Source organism: Burkholderia sp. FL-7-2-10-S1-D7, from assembly GCF_001524185.1.
Classification (GTDB): Bacteria; Pseudomonadota; Gammaproteobacteria; order Burkholderiales; family Burkholderiaceae; genus Burkholderia; species Burkholderia diffusa.
In genome coordinates, this window is sequence record NZ_LOWY01000083.1 from 133,773 (window position 1) to 154,462 (window position 20,690).

Genomic DNA, 20,690 nt, shown 5'->3' on the forward strand with positions numbered 1-20,690 from the left:
AAAGTGAAAAAAGGTGTTGACAGCCCGGCGGCACATCTACATAATTCAAGTCTTCGGCGAATTAGCTCAGTCGGTTAGAGCGACGGAATCATAATCCGCAGGTCCGGGGTTCGAGTCCCTGATTCGCCACCAAATGCGAAAAGCCGCTGTTCCGAAAGGATCAGCGGCTTTTTTCATTGCATCATCCGGGCGTGCGCGGATTCACGCGTCGCCTGTCCGTCAGGCGCGCGCGCGTTCCGTTCCACTTGTTACGCCACCACCGGCCCGCGCTCCTCCATCGCCTCCGCCCGCACCTTCCCCCGCCAGTTCTCCCCGCCCTCCAGCGCCGGCGTCGACTCGAACAGCTCCGCGATCCAGTCCGCGAACACGCGCACCTTCTGCGACAGATGCCGGTTGTGCGGGTACACGATCGAAATCGGCTTGGGCTTAGGATTGCAGTCGGGCAGCACCTCGACCAGCGAGCCGTCGCGCAGGTGCGGCAGCACCATGAACAGCGTCGGCTGGATCAGCCCGAACCCTTCGAGCCCGCACGTCACGTACGCATCCGAATCGTTGACGGTGACACTGCCGTTCATCCGCACCTCGACCGGCTTGCCCTCGATCATGAACACCCACGGAATCGCCCGTGCACCGTGGCTCGCGCGGAAATTCACCGCATGATGGTCGGCCAGGTCGGCGATCTCCAGAGGCTCGCCGCGACGCACCAGATAGTCGGGCGACGCGCAGGTCACGCGCTTGAGCATCCCGATCCGCCGCGCGACCATCGACGAATCCTCGAGCGGCCCGACCCGGATCATGCAGTCGATGCCCTCCTCGACCGGATCCACGTAGCGGTCCGACAAGCCGAGGTCGAGCGTGATGTCCGGATAGCGCTGCCGGAAGACCGACAGCGCCGGCAACACGACGCGCCGCCCGAGCGAATTCGGCATGTGGACGCGCAGCACGCCGCTCGGCTTGCGGTTGCCGGTCTGGAAACTCGCGTCGGCTTCCGCGATCTCCGAGATGATCTTCATGCAATGCTCGTAATACGCGGCGCCCTCCGGCGTCAGCGAGAGCCGGCGCGTCGTCCGGTGCATCAGGCGCACTCCGAGCAGCGCCTCGAGATTCTGGATGATGGTCGTCACCGATGCGCGCGGCATCCCGAGCGTGTCGGCCGCGCGCGTGAAGCTGTTCGCGTCGACCACGCGAGTGAAAACTTCCATTGCCTGAATGCGGTCCATGCTGCGCCCCCTTCGAATCGCCAACGGAACAGAATAGAGCGCGCAACCCGCGCGGCACAAGCCCCCGTCTATTGTTTGCCACCTCTGAATAGTTGCAGCGCTTCGGACTGGAAAGTGATACGGATTCGTGCAGTTCCAGACGCGGCGGCTCCGTCCCCGTTCGCCGTTCGCCGTTCGCCGTTCGCCGTTCGCCGTTCGCCGTTCGCCGCTCACCGCTCACCGCTCACCGCTCACCGCTCACCGGCACGTTACCGCACGAACCGCTCGCGATAGCCCTGCGGCGACACGCCGAGCACGCGCACGAAACTGCGCCGCAGCGTCTCTTCCGAGCCGAATCCGCACCGAGTGGCGATCCGCTTGACGGGCCACGCGGTTTCGCCGAGCAGACGCTGCGCGGCCTCGACGCGAATCTGCTCGACCGCGCGCGCGGGCGTGCGGCCGGTGCCGGCGCGGTAGTGACGCACGAAGCTGCGCTCGCTCATGCTGACGCGCTCGGCGAGCGCCGGCACCGACAGGTCGGCCGTCAGGTGCTCGGCGATCCATGCATGGAGTTCACCGAAGCGGTCGTCGGTACGCTGCATCGATAACATCGTGCTGAACTGCGCCTGCCCGCCCGGCCGCTTCAGGAACACGACGAGCTCGCGCGCGGCGTCGAGCGCGACCGCCCGCCCGAGATCCTCCTCGACCAGCGCGAGTGCGAGATCGATGCCGGCCGTCACGCCGGCCGACGTCCACAGCGCGCCCTCGCGGATGAAGATCGGATCGGGCTCGACGCGCACGTTCGGATAGCGTGCCGAGAATTCATCGCAGCGCGCCCAGTGCGTGACCGCGCGCCGCCCGTCGAGCAGGCCGGCCTCGGCGAGCAGGAACGCGCCGGTGCAGACCGACGCGACACGTCGCGCGCGCTGCGCCTGCTGCCGGACCCAGCGCACCATCCGCGCATCCTGCGAAGCGGCGTGCACGCCCTTGCCGCCGGCCACGATCAGCGTATCGGGCCGCCCGGCCGAGCGCAGCGAATCGGCCATCACCACGAGGCCGGAGGACGTCTCGACCGGCCCCGCCTCCGCGGCGACGACACGTGGCGCGTACGGTGCGGGCCGCCCGCGCTCCTGCGCGAGTTCGTTGACGGATGCGAACACCTGCAGCGGCCCGGACACGTCGAGCAACTGCGCACGGGGGAACGCGAGGACGATGATCGAGCGCGGAGCAGCAGGCATGGCAATTGGCTGAAAACGTGGGCGATATGGCAATTTCGCCAAACACTACGCGCCTAGAATCGATCTGTCCATCTTGCGCCGACCGTGGCGCATCCCCTTCCCTTCGGAGCGTTCGCATGACCCTGCATATCGGCCTTCTCGTGTTTCCTGGCGTCCAGCAACTCGATCTCACCGGCCCGCACGACGTGCTCGCATCGTTGCCCGACGTGTCCGTCCACCTGGTCTGGAAATCGCGCGACACCGTCGCGTCGAGCAGCGGCCTCGCGCTCGCGCCGACCTGCACGTTCGACGATTGCCCGCCGCTCGACGTGATCTGCGTGCCCGGCGGGATCGGCATCAACGACCTGCTGCTCGATGCCGAAACGATCGCGTTCGTGCAGCAGCGCGCGGCCGCCGCGCGCTACGTGACGTCGGTCTGCACGGGTGCGCTGCTGCTCGGCGTGGCCGGCCTGCTGCGCGGCCGCCGCGCGACGACGCACTGGGCATTTCATTCGCTGCTCGCGCCGCTCGGGGCGGTGCCCGTGCGCGAGCGCGTGGTGCGCGACGGCAACCTGATCACCGGCGGCGGCGTGACGGCCGGCATCGACTTCGCGTTGACGATCGCCGCCGAACTCGTCGGCGACGAAGAGGCGCAGTCGATCCAGCTGGCGCTCGAATACGCGCCCGCGCCGCCGTTCGATGCGGGCTCGCCGGATACCGCGCCGGCGTCGGTGCTGAAGCGCGTGACCGAGCGCTCGGCGGCAGTGCTGGAGAAGCGCAGGCAGACGATCGACGCGGCGTTGCGCGCGATGTCGCGCTGAAGACGGGCAAACGAAAACCGAAGGGTGGGCGCGCCGCACGGCCACGCGCCTGCATGACCTCCGTAGCGCATTGACGGACCGGACCTACCGATGAATATCATCCGCAGCACCGCATTCACCGCGCCATGCCCGTGGGGCGCGCTGGATATTGCGAACCTGAACGGCATCACGGTCCGCCTGCACTGGACCGATCGGCCATACCATTGGCACGTGAACGACGGCGAGGAAGTTTTCGCGGTGCTCGACGGCCGCGTCGAGATGCGCTACCGCGCAGCAGGTGTCGAGCACGCGACGGTGCTCGAAACGGGAGACGTATTTCACGCGACGATCGGCACCGAACACGTCGCGCACCCGCTCGGCGAAGCGCGCATCCTCGTGATCGAGACCGAAGGCAGCGACTGACGACGGGCCTCAGCCCGCGATGGTGCCCGTCCCCTGCGACGGGATCAGCTTCGGCTGCGGCGTGCACTGGCACTGGCACAGGTCGTGTTCGAGCGCGACGACCTTGCCCATCACGGTCATCGTCCGCTCGCCGCCGTCGGACACGATCACGCCCTGGGTCTTGCACGCGGCGCAGAACACCGGCGCGCCGAGATAGGCGAGTTCGCGGCCGTCGAACGACGAATTGGCGATTCCGTCGAGCACGACACCGCCATGGTCGGTCGTGTCGCCCTTCAGGATGAATTTGCGGCTCATGCTTCGGCTCTCCCTCGGAAACGCCCGCGCAGCGCGGCGTCGAGCCGCGCGCGGGCAGTCGGTATCCGCCCGTCGGTCGCGGGCGTTTCGCGAGGATATCACCGCGCAGCCGATCGTCGAATGCACGTCGTTCAGCGCGGCGTTCGCACTGCCGCCATGCACCGACACCGTGTCATGCGCGCCGAAGCACTTCATGGAGGTCGACTGGATGCGCGCGCGGATGGTCACGATCGACGTGAAGGAATCGATCCGGGCGTTGTCGGCCGGCGTGCTCACGCGGCGCGATGCGCTGAACACGATCACGTGCGACGACCTCATTTGCTGCTTCGTCGAAGCCGTGCGCCGGCACGATCGCGCGAAGCGGCCATCGCGACAGCGATGCGCTCAGACGAATAGCGCGACGCAAAGCGCGGCGCCGCACAGATACGTACCGAGCGCGCCGATGAAACGCAGGGGGTTCGGCTTGTCCATCGTCGGCCACGCGAGCAGTCCGATCACGAGCAGACAGCGGCACGCGGTTGCCGCGACGATCAACGAGACGATCGCGTGCGACGGGTCGTGTGCGCCGAAATAGAGAAACAGCACCGCGAGAAACGGCGCGTATTCGGCCGTGTTGCCGTGCGCGCGCACGATCTTGTGCAACCCGTCGGTCGGATCGGACGCACACCCGGAACCAGTGGTGTGCCGGAAGCGCGTAACGGACACGATCAAGCCGAGTCCGAATAGCAACAATCCCAAGATCGTCGTGCAAACGAGCGCGACGGGATGGATCGACATGGCCCCCCCGGTGAAAGCGGACACGCGCCGCACATCCGCCGATCGTACCTGCAGCCCGTGCACCCAGCTATCGCGGAAACCCGTACCGGCTTCACGCACCGGCCACTGATTCGGAGAGGATCGGACCCGAATTGCGAACGCTACGGCGGCGATGCACAAACCCGGTGCGTGAACGGCCGGCGCGGCCAACCGCCGTCGCGCCGGGCGCGCAAGCGGTGCACGCAAACGTTACTCCACGGCGACACACGCCCCCCACCGCAACACCGATGCCGGATGTCACGGGCATGTGCGTTGCGTCGACGCATCTTGGTATTGAACCACCCTTGGCAGCCCGCCGCGGAGGACTAAACTAATCCTTAATGAGGTGCGGCCGGAGCCTGCGCCTTCAGGGAGACGCCGCCATGAATCGGCCGCTGAATCGCATCCTGCCGCGTGTGACCGGGAGTGCCTCGGTCTGGACGTGGATCAAGTGGTCCTTGCTGGCCGCGCTGGTGATCGCGATCGCGATCGTCGCGCGACTCGTGATGACCGAGATCGAGACGTCGCGCCTGCAGGCGCGCTATCTGTCGGAGCTCACCCGCGACGTCGGCTACACCGTCGAGGCCGGCGCGAGCGACCACATCCGCTTTCCCGCCAACGGGCCGTACGACCAGCGCCTCGGCTACTCGCTGATTCCGGCGTTCCAGCAGCATCTTCTCGCGCGCGGCTTCGTCGTCGGCAAGCAGGCGCGCGATTCGGAACGCATGCTGTCGCTCGCCGATCACGGCCTGTTCCTGCCTTACGAAGAGAAAGACCAGGCCGGGCTGATGCTGTTCGATTCGACCGGCTCGCCGCTGTTCGCGACCGTGTTTCCGCAGCGCGTCTACGCCGACTTCGACACGGTGCCGCGCGTGATCGCGGATTCGCTGCTGTTCATCGAGGATCGCTACCTGCTCGACGCGAACCAGCCGAACCGCAACCCGGCGATCGACTGGGGACGCTTCAGCCGCGCGCTCGCCGACCAGGCGCTGCACGTCGTCAACCATCACCAGGCGCGTCCGGGCGGCAGCACGCTCGCGACGCAGATCGAGAAGTTCCGCCATTCGCCCGACGGCCGCACCGCGACGCCGCCGGAGAAGCTGCGGCAGATCGCGTCCGCGTCGGTCCTCGCGTACCTGAATGGTCCGCAGACGATGCTCGCGCGGCGCGCGATCCTGGTGCGCTACCTGAACTCGGTGCCGCTCGCCGCGCGGCCGCACGTGGGTGAAATCACCGGCATCGGCGACGGTCTCGCCGCGTGGTACGGCCGCGACTTCAACGACGTGAACCGGATTCTGTCCGCGCCGACGACCGGCGACAACGTCGACGAACAGGGCAAGGCGTTCCGCGAGGTGCTGTCGCTGATCATCGCGCAGCGCGCGCCGTCGTACTTCCTGAATCGCGGCTATCCGGCGCTGCAGAAGCTGACCGACAGCTATCTGCGGCTCCTGTCGAACGGCGGCGTGATCTCGCCCGCGTTGCGCGATGCGGCGCTCGCCGCGCAGATCGAGCGCAGCGCGCCGCCGCCCGCCGCGCACGTGCAGTCGTTCGTGTCGCGCAAGGCAATATCGTCCGCGCGCGCGTCGCTGCTGTCAGCACTCGGGATCAGCGACCTGTACCAGCTCGACCAGCTCGACCTCGAAGCAACCAGCACGCTCGACAACGGCGTGCAGCAGGCCGTCGCCGAACGGCTCGCGCAGGCGTCGACCCGCGCCGGCGCGCAGGCCGCCGGCCTGTACGGCTTCGAGATGCTCGCCCCGAAGGACGACCCGTCGCACCTCACGTACAGCTTCACGCTGTACGAGCACCGCAACGGCGCGAACATGCTGCGTGTGCAGACCGACAGCGTGAACCAGCCGTTCGACGTCAACCGCGGCGGCCGCATCAACCTCGGGTCGACCGCGAAGCTGCGCACTCTGATCACCTACCTGCAGATCGTCTCCGACCTGCATGCGCGCTACGGCGACCTGTCGAACGCGCGACTCGCGAAGGTGAAGCCCGACCCGATCGACGGGCTGTCGCGCTGGGCGCTCGATTACCTGTCGCATACGCGCGATCGCTCGCTGCAGGCGATGCTCGACGCGGCGGTCGAACGCAAGTACTCGGCGAGCCCCGACGTGTTCTACACGGGCGGCGGTGCGCAGGTGTTCTCGAACTTCGAAAAGTCGGACAACGGCCGCATCCTGACGCTGCATGCGGCGTTCGAGCACTCGGTCAACCTCGTGTTCGTGCGGCTGATGCGCGACATCGTCCATTACGAGATGCTGCAGGCAGCCGGCCCGTCGTCGTCGTGGCTCGGCGATCCGGCGCAGCGCAAGCATTACCTCGAGCAGTTCGTCGACGGCGAAAGCAAGGTCTACGTGAAGCGCTACTACACGCGCTATGCGGGCAAGGCGCCCGACGACGCGCTCGCGCTGATGCTGAAGGACGTGCGCAAGTCGCCGCCGAAGATCGCGACGGTGCTGCGCAGCGTCGCGCCGAACGAATCGCTCGCGTGGTTCAGCGCACAGATGCGCGCGAATCTGAAGGGCACGCCGGCCGCGACGCTTTCCGACGACGATCTCGCCGCGCTCTACGCGAAGTACGCGATCGGGCGATTCAACCTCAACGATCGCGGCTATATCGCGAGCGTCCACCCGCTCGCGCTGTGGACGCTCAACTATCTGCGCGCGCACCCGAACGCGCCGCTCGGCGACGTTCAGCGCGACAGCCGCGATGCGCGCTTCTACGCGTACTCGTGGCTGTACAAGACGCGCTACCACGCGACCCAGGACCGGCGCATTCGCCACATGGTCGAGCTGCGCGCGTACGGGGAGATCACGAAAGCGTGGCGTGCGCTCGGCTACCCGTTCGCGGAAGTCACGCCGTCATACGCGGCCGCGATCGGCGCATCGGGCGACCAGCCCGACGCGCTCGCGAAACTGATCGGCCTGATCGCGAACGGCGGCCAGAAAGCGCCGACCGAGACGATCACGCGCCTCGACTTCGCGAAGGGCACGCCGTATGAAACGCGCTTCGTGCGCGCGGCCGCGCAGCCGCAGCCGATGCTGTCGCCGGAGATCGTCAACGTGGCGCGCACGCTGCTGCGCGACGTCGTGCTCAACGGCACCGCGCGGCGTCTCGCGGGCGGCTTCACGCTGCCCGACGGCAAGACGCTCCAGGTGTACGGCAAGACCGGGACGGGCGACCAGCGCTTCAACGTCTACGCGCGCGGCGCGCGGCTGATCGAGTCGCGCAAGGTCAATCGCAGCGGCACGTTCGTGTTCGTGCTCGGCGACCGCTTCTTCGGTGTGCTGACGGCGACCGCGCACGAGCCGTACGCCGCACGCTACGACTTCACGAGCGCGATGGCCGTGCAGTTGCTGAAGTCGATGGCGCCGGCGCTCGCACCGCTGATCGAGCGTCCTGTCACGGCCGGCCCGCGCCCGACGGGCCCGGCGCCGCAGGCGGAAACGCCGGCGCCGCAGGCCGCGCCCGTCGAGCCGTCCTGACGGCCGCGCGCGGGTCGGCGACGGCCCGGCCGGACACCATTGGCGGGGCCGATTCAAGCGCGTACAGTAGTGCGCACCGCGGCGCGCGCATGGTGCGGCAGCGCCCTCCCCAGCCACGCCGACCACGAGGAAAACCGCCATGCTCGAACTGCGCCCCGGCTGCGAATGCTGCGACAAGGATCTGCCGCCCGATTCGCCGGACGCACGCATTTGCACCTTCGAATGCACGTTCTGCGCGACCTGCGCGGACGACGTGCTGAAGGGCCGCTGCCCGAACTGCGGCGGCGATCTGGTGGTGCGGCCGCGCCGCCCGGCGAGCCTGCTCGCGAAATATCCGGCGTCGACGCAACGCGTGCTGAAACCTGGCGGCTGCGCGAACCACTGACGGCCCGCACCGCCCTCCCTGTCAAGACATCTCGATCCGCGCGCGCGTCACCGCGAGCAGCGACGCCATCGCGCGGCGCGCGCCGTCCTCGTCGCGCACGCGGATCGCGTCGCTGACGGCCATGTGCTCCGCGAGCGACGCATTGAACACATGCGCCCGGCGCGCGTTCAGATGCAGCTGTGCCTCGAGCGTCCGATCGATCAGCGCGCCGAGCGGCACCAGCAGCTCGTTGCCGCCGGCCTCCAGCACGCTCAGGTGAAAGCGCAGGTCCGCGCGCACCCATTCGTCTACGTTGCGGGCGGCAGCCATCGCGCGCACCGCATCCTCGATCGCTTCGAAGGCGCCCGGCCCATGCGCGCGCGCGGCGAGCGCGGCCGCATGCGGCTCGATCATCTCGCGCATCTCCTGCAGCTTCAGCGCGAACGCGAGCGGCGGCGCGACGCGCGCGTACCAGTCGAGCAGGTCGGCGTCGAGCAGGTTCCATGCGCGGCGCGGCCGCACGCGCGTGCCGACCTTCGGCCGCGATTCGACCAGCCCCTTCGACGTCAGCGTGCGCAGCGCCTCGCGCATCACCGTGCGGCTCACGCCGAACATCTCCATCAGGTCCGGCTCCCGCGGCAGCAACGACTCGGGCGGATAGTCGCCGCGCAGGATCGCCGTCGCCAGCTGGAAAGCCGTCTGTCCATGCAGGTCGCGTTGAATGATCGTTCTCCGGTGGCCGGGTGCGCGGGCGGCTGCCCACTATCTGCACAATAGTGCTATTAATACTATTTTTTATCGGGCTACGCTAGGATAACCGTCACGCATTCGACCGGCGCCGCATCCGCATGTCCGCGCCGGTCTACCCTGGAGACTCGCGACATGAAAATCACCCGCCTCGAAACCTTCGTCGTCCCGCCGCGCTGGCTGTTCCTCAAGATCGAAACCGACGAAGGGATCGTCGGCTGGGGCGAACCGGTCGTCGAGGGCCGCGCGCACACGGTCGAAGCCGCCGTGCACGAACTCGCCGACTATCTGGTCGGCAAGGATCCGCTGCTGATCGAGGATCACTGGCAGGTGATGTACCGCGCCGGCTTCTACCGCGGCGGCCCGATCACGATGAGCGCGATCGCGGGTGTCGACCAGGCGTTGTGGGACATCAAGGGCAAGCATCACGGCGTGCCCGTGCACGCGCTGCTCGGCGGCCAGGTGCGCGACCGCATCAAGGTGTATTCGTGGATCGGCGGCGACCGACCGAGCGACGTCGCGAACAACGCGCGCGCGGTGGTCGAGCGCGGCTTCAAGGCCGTGAAGATGAACGGCTCCGAGGAGCTGCAGATTGTCGACACGTACGACAAGGTCGAGCAGGTGATCGCGAACGTCGCGGCGGTGCGCGACGCGGTCGGCCCGCACGTCGGGATCGGCGTCGACTTCCACGGCCGCGTGCACAAGCCGATGGCGAAGGTGCTCGCGAAGGAGCTCGATCCGTACAAGCTGATGTTCATCGAGGAGCCGGTGCTGTCGGAAAACGCCGAGGCGCTGCGCGACATCGTCAACCAGACGAACACGCCGATCGCGCTCGGCGAGCGGCTCTACTCGCGCTGGGACTTCAAGCACATCCTCGCGGGCGGCTACGTCGACATCATCCAGCCCGATGCGTCGCACGCGGGTGGCATCACCGAGTGCCGCAAGATCGCGACGCTCGCGGAAAGCTACGACGTCGCGCTCGCGCTGCACTGCCCGCTGGGCCCGATCGCGCTGGCCGCGTGCCTGCAGCTCGATGCGGTCAGCTACAACGCGTTCATCCAGGAACAGAGCCTCGGCATCCACTACAACCAGGGCAACGACCTGCTCGACTACCTGCGCAACCCCGAGGTATTCCGCTACGAAGACGGCTTCGTCGCGATCCCGCAGGGCCCGGGGCTCGGCATCGACGTCAACGAGGAGAAAGTGCGCGAGATGGCGAAGACGGGACATCGCTGGCGCAACCCGGTGTGGCGTCACGCGGACGGCAGCGTCGCCGAGTGGTGATGAGGGCGTGAGATGAGGTGCGTTGCGCGGCGCGCATGCCGCGCACGGCTTCGAGACGGCCGCCCGGCAGGCGGCCGCTTGTCCATCTAAAGCACGGCGACGCGCGGGCATCCGGCCCGGCACCGCGCCGCCCCGGCCGTCAGCCGAGCGCCGCGAACCCCGGCACGCTGAACGACAGCACGGCGGCCGCGACGAATACGCCGATCATCGTCAGCGCCTCGAGATGCAGAATGTTGCGGAACGTGTGCGCGTCTTCAGTCGACGCGGTACGGCGCAGGCGCGGCAGCGCGGAGAAGCGGTTCAACCCGCCGAGCACGAGCGCGAGCGCGACGAGCAGCAGCTTGAGCAACAGCACGCGCCCCCACGTGCTGCCGTCGAGCGGCGCGAGCGAGCCGCCGAGCCCGCGCAGCGCGTTGAGCACGCCCGTGCCGAGCACGAACACGACCGCGATCACCGACGTGCGCGACAGTTGCTGGCCGATCCGGATCAGCGCGCCGCGCGCGACCGACGAGCCGAGCACCGGCAGCACCGCGAGCCCGCCCGCGAGCACGAGGCCGCCCCACACCGCGGTGGCGAGCAGGTGCAGCGTCTGCACGCCGACCGCAGCGGACAGCGGGCCGGTATCGGCCGCATGGCCGAGCGACGCCTTGCCGGCCGCGACCACGATCACCGCGAACCACAGCACCGCGTGCGCGACCGGGCCCTCCGGCTTCGCCAGCGCGACGATCGCGAGCACGATGGCGCCGGCGAACGCGACGCTCCATGCGAAGCCCGTGTGCGTCTGCGCGATCATGACGGGAATCGCGGCGAACGCGCCGCCGAGCCCCGCGCCGCTCATCGACGCGGCTTCGTACACCAGCCAGCCGAGATCGGCGAGCACGAGCGCCAGCGCCGCCGCGACCAGCGAATGTTGCGCGCGCAGCCACGCGGGATGCGACGGCGCGACGACCGGCCGCGCGCCGTCCTTGCCGAGCCACGCCTTGAGCAGCGCCGAGCCGACGGCCATCGCGAACGTCGCGTCCATCAATGCCGCCAACGCGACCTGCCCGATCCACAAGCTGTCGATCCTCATCGCGCGCGCCCTCCCGGGAACGGCCGGCCTGCGGTACGGCGGCAAATGGAACGACAGCGGGAAGACGGCAACGGCATGGTAGGGAACGTCATCGATGAATCCGGAAACGGGAGAAATGACTGGGTCTGCGGCGAAGGCGGCGCCGCGCGACCCGCGAGTGTAGGTCTTCGATGGTCAAAGCGCACGCCGGTTCACACGACCCGCGCACAAAGCGCGTCAAATTGTCGCAAGTCGCAAACAGGCAGGAACCGATGTCCTTTTGCCAAATAGCCGTCATTACCCATCGATGATAGAATGCCGCGTCGCAGCAGCCCGGCTGTCCTGCCGTCCATGCGCCGAGCCGATCGTAGCCCGGACAGGTCCCCGACGAATAAACATGGAGTCTCGTGTGTCTTCAAGACGCCTCTTCCGTCCGTTGCTTGCCGTTCTCCTGATCGGTGGCGCGGGCCTTACGAGCGCTGCCCAAGCGCAGACCAAGCCCACGGAGCAAGCGCACGCCCAGCAGGCGCCGCTCAAGGCACCCGATACCATGGCCGAGCGCGTGCGCGGCTGTACCGCATGCCATGGCGTTCACGGCCAGGGTACGGACAACGACTATTTCCCGCGGCTTGCCGGCAAGCCGGCGGAGTACCTTTACAACCAGCTCGTCAACTTCCGTGATGGCCGGCGCAAGTACCCGCCGATGAACTATCTGCTGACGTACCTGAACGACGATTACCTGAAAGAGATCGCCGAGCACTTCTCGGCCGAGCGCCCGCCGTACCCGACGCCGGCCAAGCCGACGCTGCCGGCTGCCACGCTCGCGCGCGGCAAACAGCTCGTCACGCAAGGCGATCCGTCGCGCAAGCTGCCGGCCTGCGTGGCCTGCCACGGCGCGGGCCTGACCGGCATGCAGCCGGCGATCCCGGGCCTCGTCGGCCTGCACGCCGATTACCTGAGCGCACAGCTCGGCGCATGGCGCTCGGGCAACCGCCACGCGAAGGCACCGGATTGCATGCACGAAATCGCGTCGAAGCTGTCGGACGAAGACGTGACGGCCGTGACCGCATGGCTCGCCGCGCAACCGGCGCCCGCCAACCCCGTGCCGGCCCCGGCGCGTTCGATGAAGACTCCGCTCGCCTGCGGCAGCGAACCGCAATAAGGCAAGGGAGACAGACACAATGAAACGCAAGTCCCTGTTTGCACTCTCGGCCGTCGCGATCGTCGCGGCTGCCGCCCTCGTGCCGGTCCTGTGGCCGAGCAACGACACGCTGCACGGCAACGCTGCCGTCGCGGCCACGCCGGCCGACCAGGCCGCGCTGATCAAGAAGGGCGAATACCTCGCGCGCGTCGGCGACTGTATCGCGTGCCACACCGTGCGCGGCGGCAAGTCGTTCGCGGGCGGCCTGCCGATGGCGACGCCGTTCGGCACGATGTACACGCCGAACATCACGCCGGACGACAAGGACGGTATCGGCAAGTGGACGTCGGACGACTTCTACCGCGCGATGCACACCGGCCGTTCGAAGGACGGCAGCCTGCTCTACCCGGGCTTCCCGTTCGCGAGCTACACGAAGGTCACGCGCGCCGACTCGGACGCGATCTACGCGTACCTGCGCTCGGTCCCGCCGGTCTCGGTGCCGAGCCGTCCGCATGAACTGAAGTTCCCGTTCAACAACCGCAACCTGCTGATCGGCTGGCGCACGCTGTTCTTCAAGGAAGGCGAATACAAGCCGGATCCGACCAAGTCGGTCGAATGGAACCGCGGCGCGTACCTCGTCGAAGGCCTCGGCCACTGCTCGATGTGCCACACGTCGATCAACATGATGGGCGGCCCGGTGAGCTCGGCGGCCTTCGCGGGCGGCCTGATCCCGCTGCAGAACTGGTATGCGCCGTCGCTGACGAACGACAAGGAACTCGGCCTCGGCGACTGGCACGTGCAGGAGCTGTCGGACCTGCTGCAGGCCGGCGTGTCGAACAAGGGCGCTGTGTTCGGCCCGATGGCCGACGTCGTTCACAACAGCCTGCAGTACATGAGCGACGAAGATACGCGCGCGATGTCGACGTACCTGAAGTCGATCCCGCAGAAGGCTGAAGCGCCGAAGAACATGCAGTACGAGCCGTCGAAGCAATTCGGCAACGCGCTGTTCGACCAGGGCAAGAAGATCTACGCGGACAACTGCGCGACCTGCCACGCCGAAACCGGCGCGGGCAAGCCGCCGGCGTATCCGCCGCTCGCGGGCAACCATTCGATCGTGATGGAATCGGCAGTCAACCCGATCCGCATGGTGCTGAATGGCGGCTATCCGCCGAGCACGTTCAAGAATCCGCGCCCGTACGGGATGCCGCCGTTCGCGCAGTCGCTGTCGAACCAGGAAGTCGCGGCGGTCGTCACGTATATCCGGATGTCGTGGGGCAACAACGGTACGCCGATCTCGCCGCAACAGGTGAGCGACCTGCGTTCCGCGCCGCTTGACTAAATAACGCGCGACACAGACGGGGGCGCGGCTGCGGGAAACCGCAGCCGCGCCCCTTTGCTTTTTGCGACGCCGTTCCCCGCGCGGGCCGCGCGAGGCGTCGCCGATCATAAAACTTAAGAGTGGTATCTATGTCTTTCGAATCTCTCGGCCTGGCCGAACCGCTCGTCAGGGCAGTCAACGAGCTCGGCTACACGTCGCCGACTCCCATCCAGCAGCAGGCGATCCCGGCCGTCCTCGGCGGCGGCGACCTGCTCGCCGGCGCACAGACCGGCACCGGCAAGACCGCCGGCTTCACGCTGCCGATCCTGCAGCGCCTGCACACATTCTACGCCGAGCATCGCGGCGCGAAGCGCGCGGTGCGTGCGCTGATCCTCACGCCGACGCGCGAACTCGCCGCCCAGGTCGAGGAAAGCGTGCGCGCATACAGCAAGTACCTGAAGCTGCGCTCGACCGTGATGTTCGGCGGCGTCAGCATCAATCCGCAGATCGATGCGCTCAAGCGCGGCGTCGACATCGTCGTCGCGACGCCGGGCCGCCTGCTCGACCACATGCAGCAGAAGACGATCGACCTGTCGGATCTCGACATCCTCGTGCTCGACGAAGCCGACCGGATGCTCGACATGGGCTTCATCCACGACATCAAGCGCGTGCTCGCGAAGCTGCCGCCGAAGCGCCAGAACCTGCTGTTCTCGGCCACCTTCTCCGACGAGATCAAGGCGCTCGCCGACAGCCTGCTCGATTCGCCGGCACTGATCGAGGTTGCACGCCGCAATACCACCGCCGAAAGCGTCGCGCAGAAGATCCACCCGGTCGACCGCGATCGCAAGCGCGAGTTGCTCACGCACCTGATCCGCGAACACAACTGGTTCCAGGTCCTCGTGTTCACGCGCACCAAGCATGGTGCGAACCGGCTCGCGGAACAGCTGACGAAGGACGGCATCAGCGCGATGGCGATCCACGGCAACAAGAGCCAGTCGGCCCGCACGCGCGCGCTCGCGGAATTCAAGAGCAGCACGCTGCAGGTGCTGGTCGCGACCGACATCGCCGCACGCGGAATCGACATCGACCAGCTGCCGCACGTCGTCAACTTCGACCTGCCGAACGTGCCGGAGGATTACGTGCACCGGATCGGCCGCACGGGCCGCGCGGGCGCGACGGGCGAAGCCGTGTCGCTCGTGTGCGTCGACGAGAAGCAGCTGCTGCGCGACATCGAGCGGCTGATCAAGCGCGAGATTCCGCAGGAGGTGATCGCGGGCTTCGAACCCGATCCGAACGCGAAGCCGGAGCCGATCCAGCAACGCCGCGGACAGCAGCAGCCGCGCGGCGGTGGCGGTGGCGGTGGCGGCGGCGGCGGCGGCGGCGGCGGCAATCGCCAGCCGCGTGCAGGCGGCTCCGGCCAGCCGGCCGCGAAGCGCGAAGGCAATGCGCAGCCGAAGGCCGCGAAGGCAGCCAAGCCGCGCACGGCAGGCGGCGCGAGCGGCAACGCCGGCGGCGGCGCTCGCCCGTCAGGCGGCAACGGCGCGCGTCCGGCGAACGGCAATGCCGCGCACCCGAACCGCAACCGTTCGTCGCGCAGCGGCCAGCGCGGTCACTGAAGCCGCGCGGCCGCGCGCCGCAGGTGCTCGACCTGGCGCTGCCAGCGCGCGAGCACCTCGGCGCGCGCCTCCCCTTCCAGCGCGAACGTGATACCCGTCGCGAGACGCGCATAGCCAACCCGCTGCGCATCGCCATGCGCGATCGTCGCGGCGAATCCGGCCAGTCCGCCGAAGTCTCCTTCGAGCGGCTCGATCCTCAGTTGTGCCTGAAAGAATGCGCCGTCCGCGACGAGCGTCAACGCGGCCGCGCGCCGTTGCACCAGCGCGCGCGCCGCGCGCGATTGCGGCCATAGCGCAAGCAGCAGCGTGCGCGCGTCGCGTGCATGAATCTCGCCGACGCTGAGCAGCGTCGTGCGCAACTGGCCATCGTCGGTCGCGACGATCAGCGATGCGGCGAAGTCGGCATGGCGTTCGAGCGCGGTGCCGTCGAACAGCGCAACGACGGCCGGCGGCCACGCGTCGAACGTCCATTGTTCGAGCGCGTGGCGATGGGTATCGGTCATGATGGCGGCCCCGGTGAGAAACAGACGATGATGCCGAAGCATACGCGCACCGCCGGACCGCGCGGCGACACTCAGCGCATGAACACGTGCCGCGTGATCTTCGTCAGCGGATAGTGGACACTCGGCTGGATCTTCGCGGGCAGGTCGAGCGGCTTGAGCAGCATCTTCACGCACATGTCGGCCGACAGGTTGCGACGCACGAGCGAGCTGATGCGCGCAGCGCGCTCGCGGTTGTATTGATTGTCGCCGACACGATCCGGGTAGCGGATCGCGAACACGTGGCGCAGCGCGATCTCGGAATCCTCGTTCTTGATTTCCATCACACGTCGCATCAGCGCGCCGAGCACCGCGAGCCGGCCGTTGCCTTCGAGCTTGTTGTACTTCTTGAAGAACTTGAAGAAGTGCTTGTAGTGACGCACTTCGTCCGTGCGGATGTTGTCGGTGATTTCCTTCAGCACCGGCTCGTCCGAGCATTCGTTGATCGCGCGATACAGCGTGGCCGTGCCCGTCTCGACCACGCAGCGCGCGACCATCTCGAGCGCACGGGTCTTCTCGAACGCGTCGACCGAGCAGGTCTTCGAATACTCGGCGAAGAAATTCGCGAAAGCGGTATCCCAGTCGAACTCGGGCCATACGTGCGCGATGTACGCCTTCAGCGCGCGCCCGTGCTGCAGTTCCTCGTGCTCCCACGCATTGTTGAGCCACGCGGACACTTCCGGATCGTCGTTGAAGAACTCGCTCAGGTTGCTCGTGTAGAGATCCGAGCCGCTTTCGATGAACGACGACGCGCACAGCAACAGCAGCAGATCCTCATTCGCGGCGGCGCGCTGACGATCGATCCGGTTCAGGTCGATGTCCTCGATACGCCACGGCATGACATGCGTCGTTTCAGTAGGCATGGTGGTGCGCTCCCAGTCGTCGCGCGGCCGGTCGGCCCCGATCTTCGGCACAGGCCCGGCACGCCCGCAGGCGACGTTTTGCTTGCATTCTTGGTGAGTTGGTCCGGCCGAACCATGCTGGCATCTTAGCCGGACTTTTTTGTTCGTGCTTCAAACCACTGACCATACCCGACGGGCGCAGTTCCTCCACGCATGCCGCGGTTCGTTAGATGAGTTGTTCGAACCGGGTGCGCGCGTTCGATACGATGCGCCAGATGCGCTGCGTCAAGCAAAACGGGCGGCCATTCGGCCGCCCGTCGAGCGCAAGACCGGAAGCGTTCCGTCAGAAACCGGCCGCGAGACCGTCGCGGCGGCTGTCGCTCGCGGCCACGTAGCCGCGCTCGGGATCGTCGCGATCGAGCCGCCACACGAACTGCCCCGAGCCGAAATCCATGTAAGGATCGTCGATCGACTTGATCGTATGGCCGCGCGCGGCGAGCGCATCGACCGTCTCACGATTCATCGTCGACTCGACGTCGAGCGTGAAGTCGCGATTGACCTTCCAGCGCGGCGCGTCGCAGGCGGCCTGCGGCTGCTGCCCGTAGCCGAGCATTCGCACGACGGTCTGCAGGTGGCCCTGCGGCTGCATGTCGCCGCCCATCACGCCGAAACTCATCGCCGCCTCGGTGCGGCCATCGACTTCCTCGGTGACGAACGCCGGGATGATCGTATGAAACGGCCGCTTGCCGCCCGCGACCACGTTCGGCGACGCCGGGTCCATCGAGAAGCCGTGCCCGCGGTTCTGCAACGCAACGCCGGTACCCGGCACGACGAGCCCCGATCCGAAACCCATGTAGTTCGACTGAATGAAGCTCACCATCATCCCGCGCTCGTCCGCCGCCGACAGATAGATCGTGCCGCCCGAATGCGGCCGGCCGGCAGCGAAGTGCGTCGCGCGCGCGCGATCGATCAGCTTCGCGCGTTCCGCGAGATACGCGTCGTCGAGCATCTGCGCGGGCGTCACGTCCATCGCGCACGGGTCGGCGACGTAGCGATAGACGTCCGCGAACGCGAGCTTCATCGCCTCGATCTGCAGGTGCTGCGAGTCGGCCGAATCGACCGGCCATTCGGCCACGCCCGCATATTCGGCGATCCCGAGCGCGATCAGCGCCGCGATGCCCTGCCCGTTCGGCGGAATCTCGTGAATCGTGTGCCGGCCGAAGCGCTTGCCGATCGGCTCGACCCATTCCGGCCGGTACGCACGCAGGTCGGCTTCGGTCAGCGCACCGCCGCCTTCGCGCGCGAAGGCCGCGATCTGCCCGGCGAGCGCGCCCTCGTAGAACGCGCGCGGACCGTCCTTCGCGAGGGTGCGCAGCGTCCGCGCGTGGCCCGGCAGGCACATGCGCTCGCCGACGAGCGGTGCGCGCCCGCGCGGCATGAAGGTATCGGCGAAGCCGGGCAGCCCCTGCAGCTCGGGCACCGCGGCCGCCCACTTGTGCGCGACGATCGGCGACACCGAATAGCCGCGCTCGGCGATCTCGATCGCCGGCTCGAGCAGGTCCGCGAACGGCAGCGAACCGAACTTCGCGTGCAGCGCTTCCCAGCCCGCGATCACGCCCGGCACCGTGACGGTGTCCCAGCCACGCGTCGGCTTGTTCGCGATGCCGCGTGCGTCCTTGCCGTGGCGCTGGCGGAAGTATTCGGGGTTCCACGCGGCCGGCGCGACGCCCGACGCATTCAACCCGGACAGCCGCTCGCCGTCCCACACGAGCGCGAACGCATCGCCTCCGAGCCCGCACGACACGGGCTCGACCACCGTGATCGCGGCCGCCGCGGCCAGCGCCGCATCCACGGCATTGCCGCCCTTCCACAGCATCCGCAGACCGGCCTGCGCCGCGAGCGGATGCGACGTCGACACGACGTTGCGCGCGAACACCGGAATGCGGGTCGTCGGATACGGGTTGTGCCAGTTGAAGCCAGTCATCGGTTGCACCTCGTCGAAAGCGGAATGAACGCGCCGGACGCACGACCGGCGCGCGCGGACAGTCCGCCATTGCAGCGCGATCCGCGCGATCGCACAAATTCATTTGTCACATGAATACATGTACTTTCCGCATGAATTCCGCACAGTGATATGCCGGAGGCCGGTCGAACGCCCTTCCCGCCCTTACAATACCCGCTCCGCCTCACGACCTGACCGCCGAGCCATGACCCGAGATCCCCGCCTCACCCTCAACGCGCGCCAGCAGGAACTGCTCGAATGGGTGCAGCGTGACGGCTTCGTGACCGTCGACGATCTCGCCGCGCACTTCGCGGTCACGCCGCAGACGATCCGCCGCGACGTGAACTGGCTCGCCGACCTGAACCTGCTGCGCCGCTACCACGGCGGCGCGAGCCTGCCGACCAGCTCGGAGAACGTGTCGTACACCGCGCGCCAGCGGATGTTCCACGACGAGAAGCGGCGCATCGCGGCGCTCGCCGCATCGCACATCCCCGACCAGGCATCGCTGTTCATCAACCTCGGCACCACGACCGAGGAAGTTGCGCGTGCACTGAACCGCCACCATGGGCTGCACGTGATCACGAACAACCTGAACGTTGCGTCGATGATGAGCGGCTACCCCGACTGCGAGGTGCTGATCACGGGCGGCATCGTGCGGCCGTGGGACAAGGGGATCGTCGGCGAACTCGCGATCGACTTCATCCGCCAGTTCAAGGTCGACTACGCGATCATCGGCACGTCGGCGATCGAGGCCGACGGCACGCTGCGCGACTTCGACACGCGCGAGGTGCGCGTGGCCGAGGCGATCATGCAGCATGCGCGCACGGTCTACCTCGTGGCCGACCATTCGAAGGTCGGCCGCCCCGCGCTGGTGCGCCAGGGCCATCTGAGCCAGGTGCACGCGCTCTTCACCGACAAACCGCTGCCCCCCGAGATGGCCGATACGGTGGCGGCCGCCGGCACTCAGGTGTACGTCGCGGAATGACCGCGCCGATGCTGCACCGCACCCGAAACTTCAAGTGAAATCAAGAAGTTGGCGTCGCAAGCAAACCGCTTGCGCGCGGCCCGGCTGTCAAACGGAAAATTAACGGGGCACGATTTGTCGTTGCCTGCGCGCTCGACTAGACTCCAGTTCCCCGGCCCGTTCGACCGTTCCGCCTGTGCCAGGGCGCGGACGAATGACATGGCCGGCGAATACAGCTTTCCCCCCAAGCCATACCCTGACGGGTATCGCGCGTCGGCTTTTGCGCCGGCCGCGCGGGCTGACTGGTCGCCATGGAGAGAACGATGCTGAGTCCGCATGAATTCGCCACGCTATTGCTTGTGAAGGACGCCCCCGATCAAACCAACATGGATCGGGACGAGATCGACGCACTGCTTGAACAGCAGCTCGTTCGTCTGGAAGGACTCGGATCGGGGCGCAAATACTGCGTGACCGAAACCGGTGACGCCGCGCTGCGATCCATCAAATACCGCTATTCGTAAAACCACACCGCTCCTGACCTGACCGCGCGGCCCGGATTCCGGGCCGCGCGGCCGTTTCCGCACCCGCCGCCAGCCCGCCGAG

19 protein-coding genes and 1 tRNA gene are annotated in these 20,690 nt (G+C 67.6%); 11 read left to right on the plus strand and 9 right to left on the minus strand.

The window, feature by feature from the left end:
* The first annotated feature begins 55 nt into the window (after positions 1-55).
* Positions 56-132: transfer RNA gene (locus WS75_RS24915), tRNA-Met, on the plus strand.
* Positions 133-248: 116 nt separating this feature from the next.
* Here WS75_RS24915 and WS75_RS24920 read toward each other — a convergent pair.
* On the minus strand, positions 249-1,220 hold the full coding sequence (locus WS75_RS24920; RefSeq protein ID WP_059684267.1) for a LysR family transcriptional regulator: 972 nt from the start codon (positions 1,218-1,220) through the stop codon (positions 249-251).
* Between the two features lie 248 nt (positions 1,221-1,468).
* Positions 1,469-2,437, minus strand: a complete 969-nt coding sequence (locus WS75_RS24925; protein ID WP_059684269.1) for a GlxA family transcriptional regulator — start codon at positions 2,435-2,437, stop codon at positions 1,469-1,471.
* A gap of 116 nt (positions 2,438-2,553) precedes the next feature.
* Here WS75_RS24925 and WS75_RS24930 point away from each other — a divergent pair, with 116 nt between their 5' ends.
* Both WS75_RS24930 and WS75_RS24935 read left to right on the plus strand, forming a co-directional pair.
* Entirely contained in the window at positions 2,554-3,237 is a 684-nt protein-coding gene (locus tag WS75_RS24930) for a DJ-1/PfpI family protein (protein ID WP_059684271.1), read from the plus strand.
* Positions 3,238-3,327: 90 nt separating this feature from the next.
* On the plus strand, positions 3,328-3,639 hold the full coding sequence (locus WS75_RS24935; RefSeq protein WP_059684274.1) for a cupin: 312 nt from the start codon (positions 3,328-3,330) through the stop codon (positions 3,637-3,639).
* Positions 3,640-3,648: 9 nt separating this feature from the next.
* Here the strand turns inward: WS75_RS24935 and WS75_RS24940 are convergent, their stop codons facing one another.
* Entirely contained in the window at positions 3,649-3,933 is a 285-nt protein-coding gene (locus tag WS75_RS24940) for a PAAR domain-containing protein (RefSeq protein ID WP_059684380.1), read from the minus strand.
* A gap of 384 nt (positions 3,934-4,317) precedes the next feature.
* The gene (locus WS75_RS24945) at positions 4,318-4,710 is read right to left on the minus strand and encodes an MAPEG family protein (RefSeq protein ID WP_059684277.1); all 393 of its coding nucleotides are present in this window, start codon (positions 4,708-4,710) and stop codon (positions 4,318-4,320) included.
* Between the two features lie 401 nt (positions 4,711-5,111).
* Between WS75_RS24945 and WS75_RS24950 the strand changes: the two genes are divergently transcribed.
* Together WS75_RS24950 and WS75_RS24955 are read left to right on the plus strand one after the other, a co-directional pair.
* Positions 5,112-8,219, plus strand: coding sequence for a biosynthetic peptidoglycan transglycosylase (locus tag WS75_RS24950; protein WP_059684278.1), 3,108 nt, complete (start codon positions 5,112-5,114; stop codon positions 8,217-8,219).
* Positions 8,220-8,358: 139 nt separating this feature from the next.
* Complete coding sequence (locus tag WS75_RS24955; protein ID WP_059528077.1) at positions 8,359-8,604, plus strand: DUF1272 domain-containing protein; 246 nt, start codon at positions 8,359-8,361, stop codon at positions 8,602-8,604.
* Positions 8,605-8,625: 21 nt separating this feature from the next.
* Here the strand turns inward: WS75_RS24955 and WS75_RS24960 are convergent, their stop codons facing one another.
* Positions 8,626-9,309, minus strand: a complete 684-nt coding sequence (locus tag WS75_RS24960; protein ID WP_059684280.1) for a FadR/GntR family transcriptional regulator — start codon at positions 9,307-9,309, stop codon at positions 8,626-8,628.
* 156 nt (positions 9,310-9,465) lie between these two features.
* On the opposite strand from WS75_RS24960, the gene dgoD reads away from it, so the two are divergent.
* Positions 9,466-10,614, plus strand: coding sequence for a galactonate dehydratase (dgoD, locus tag WS75_RS24965; RefSeq protein ID WP_040144789.1), 1,149 nt, complete (start codon positions 9,466-9,468; stop codon positions 10,612-10,614).
* A 139-nt stretch (positions 10,615-10,753) separates the two neighbouring features.
* Here the strand turns inward: dgoD and WS75_RS24970 are convergent, their stop codons facing one another.
* Positions 10,754-11,686, minus strand: a complete 933-nt coding sequence (locus WS75_RS24970) for a copper resistance D family protein (RefSeq protein ID WP_059684283.1) — start codon at positions 11,684-11,686, stop codon at positions 10,754-10,756.
* 376 nt (positions 11,687-12,062) lie between these two features.
* On the opposite strand from WS75_RS24970, the gene WS75_RS24975 reads away from it, so the two are divergent.
* The 3 genes from WS75_RS24975 (at position 12,063) to WS75_RS24985 (ending at position 15,740) form a co-directional block, all read left to right on the plus strand.
* A complete protein-coding gene (locus tag WS75_RS24975) occupies positions 12,063-12,827 on the plus strand; it encodes a c-type cytochrome (protein ID WP_059528087.1) in 765 nt (254 codons plus the stop codon).
* A 19-nt stretch (positions 12,828-12,846) separates the two neighbouring features.
* Positions 12,847-14,145 carry a c-type cytochrome gene (locus WS75_RS24980; protein ID WP_059684285.1) on the plus strand — a complete coding sequence of 433 codons (1,299 nt, stop codon included), beginning with the start codon at positions 12,847-12,849 and terminating at the stop codon, positions 14,143-14,145.
* 128 nt (positions 14,146-14,273) lie between these two features.
* A complete protein-coding gene (locus tag WS75_RS24985; RefSeq protein WP_059684288.1) occupies positions 14,274-15,740 on the plus strand; it encodes a DEAD/DEAH box helicase in 1,467 nt (488 codons plus the stop codon).
* On the opposite strand, the gene WS75_RS24990 is transcribed toward WS75_RS24985, so the two are convergent.
* The 3 genes from WS75_RS24990 to WS75_RS25000 form a co-directional block, all read right to left on the minus strand.
* Positions 15,734-16,243, minus strand: a complete 510-nt coding sequence (locus tag WS75_RS24990; protein WP_059684291.1) for a hypothetical protein — start codon at positions 16,241-16,243, stop codon at positions 15,734-15,736. The two genes, WS75_RS24985 and WS75_RS24990, sit on opposite strands and share 7 nt — an antisense overlap.
* Before the next feature lie 71 nt (positions 16,244-16,314).
* Positions 16,315-17,142, minus strand: a complete 828-nt coding sequence (locus WS75_RS24995) for a ferritin-like domain-containing protein (protein ID WP_059684382.1) — start codon at positions 17,140-17,142, stop codon at positions 16,315-16,317.
* Positions 17,143-17,464: 322 nt separating this feature from the next.
* On the minus strand, positions 17,465-19,105 hold the full coding sequence (locus WS75_RS25000; RefSeq protein WP_059684293.1) for a gamma-glutamyltransferase family protein: 1,641 nt from the start codon (positions 19,103-19,105) through the stop codon (positions 17,465-17,467).
* Positions 19,106-19,328: 223 nt separating this feature from the next.
* Here WS75_RS25000 and WS75_RS25005 point away from each other — a divergent pair, with 223 nt between their 5' ends.
* Both WS75_RS25005 and WS75_RS25010 read left to right on the plus strand, forming a co-directional pair.
* Positions 19,329-20,108, plus strand: a complete 780-nt coding sequence (locus WS75_RS25005) for a DeoR/GlpR family DNA-binding transcription regulator (RefSeq protein WP_040141834.1) — start codon at positions 19,329-19,331, stop codon at positions 20,106-20,108.
* A gap of 302 nt (positions 20,109-20,410) precedes the next feature.
* The gene (locus WS75_RS25010; RefSeq protein ID WP_006751304.1) at positions 20,411-20,608 is read left to right on the plus strand and encodes a hypothetical protein; all 198 of its coding nucleotides are present in this window, start codon (positions 20,411-20,413) and stop codon (positions 20,606-20,608) included.
* Positions 20,609-20,690 lie beyond the last annotated feature (82 nt).

Coding starts and splice junctions, on each gene's coding strand:
- WS75_RS25005 (WP_040141834.1), top strand. CDS start 19,329: ATGACCCGAGATCCCCGCCTCACCCTCAACGCGCGCCAGCAGGAACTG.
- WS75_RS24935 (WP_059684274.1), top strand. CDS start 3,328: ATGAATATCATCCGCAGCACCGCATTCACCGCGCCATGCCCGTGGGGC.
- WS75_RS24990 (WP_059684291.1), bottom strand. CDS start 16,243: ATGACCGATACCCATCGCCACGCGCTCGAACAATGGACGTTCGACGCG.
- dgoD (WP_040144789.1), top strand. CDS start 9,466: ATGAAAATCACCCGCCTCGAAACCTTCGTCGTCCCGCCGCGCTGGCTG.
- WS75_RS24985 (WP_059684288.1), top strand. CDS start 14,274: ATGTCTTTCGAATCTCTCGGCCTGGCCGAACCGCTCGTCAGGGCAGTC.
- WS75_RS24975 (WP_059528087.1), top strand. CDS start 12,063: ATGGAGTCTCGTGTGTCTTCAAGACGCCTCTTCCGTCCGTTGCTTGCC.
- WS75_RS24995 (WP_059684382.1), bottom strand. CDS start 17,142: ATGCCTACTGAAACGACGCATGTCATGCCGTGGCGTATCGAGGACATC.
- WS75_RS24955 (WP_059528077.1), top strand. CDS start 8,359: ATGCTCGAACTGCGCCCCGGCTGCGAATGCTGCGACAAGGATCTGCCG.
- WS75_RS24980 (WP_059684285.1), top strand. CDS start 12,847: ATGAAACGCAAGTCCCTGTTTGCACTCTCGGCCGTCGCGATCGTCGCG.
- WS75_RS24970 (WP_059684283.1), bottom strand. CDS start 11,686: ATGAGGATCGACAGCTTGTGGATCGGGCAGGTCGCGTTGGCGGCATTG.
- WS75_RS25000 (WP_059684293.1), bottom strand. CDS start 19,105: ATGACTGGCTTCAACTGGCACAACCCGTATCCGACGACCCGCATTCCG.
- WS75_RS24940 (WP_059684380.1), bottom strand. CDS start 3,933: ATGAGCCGCAAATTCATCCTGAAGGGCGACACGACCGACCATGGCGGT.
- WS75_RS25010 (WP_006751304.1), top strand. CDS start 20,411: ATGCTGAGTCCGCATGAATTCGCCACGCTATTGCTTGTGAAGGACGCC.
- WS75_RS24945 (WP_059684277.1), bottom strand. CDS start 4,710: ATGTCGATCCATCCCGTCGCGCTCGTTTGCACGACGATCTTGGGATTG.
- WS75_RS24930 (WP_059684271.1), top strand. CDS start 2,554: ATGACCCTGCATATCGGCCTTCTCGTGTTTCCTGGCGTCCAGCAACTC.
- WS75_RS24925 (WP_059684269.1), bottom strand. CDS start 2,437: ATGCCTGCTGCTCCGCGCTCGATCATCGTCCTCGCGTTCCCCCGTGCG.
- WS75_RS24920 (WP_059684267.1), bottom strand. CDS start 1,220: ATGGACCGCATTCAGGCAATGGAAGTTTTCACTCGCGTGGTCGACGCG.
- WS75_RS24950 (WP_059684278.1), top strand. CDS start 5,112: ATGAATCGGCCGCTGAATCGCATCCTGCCGCGTGTGACCGGGAGTGCC.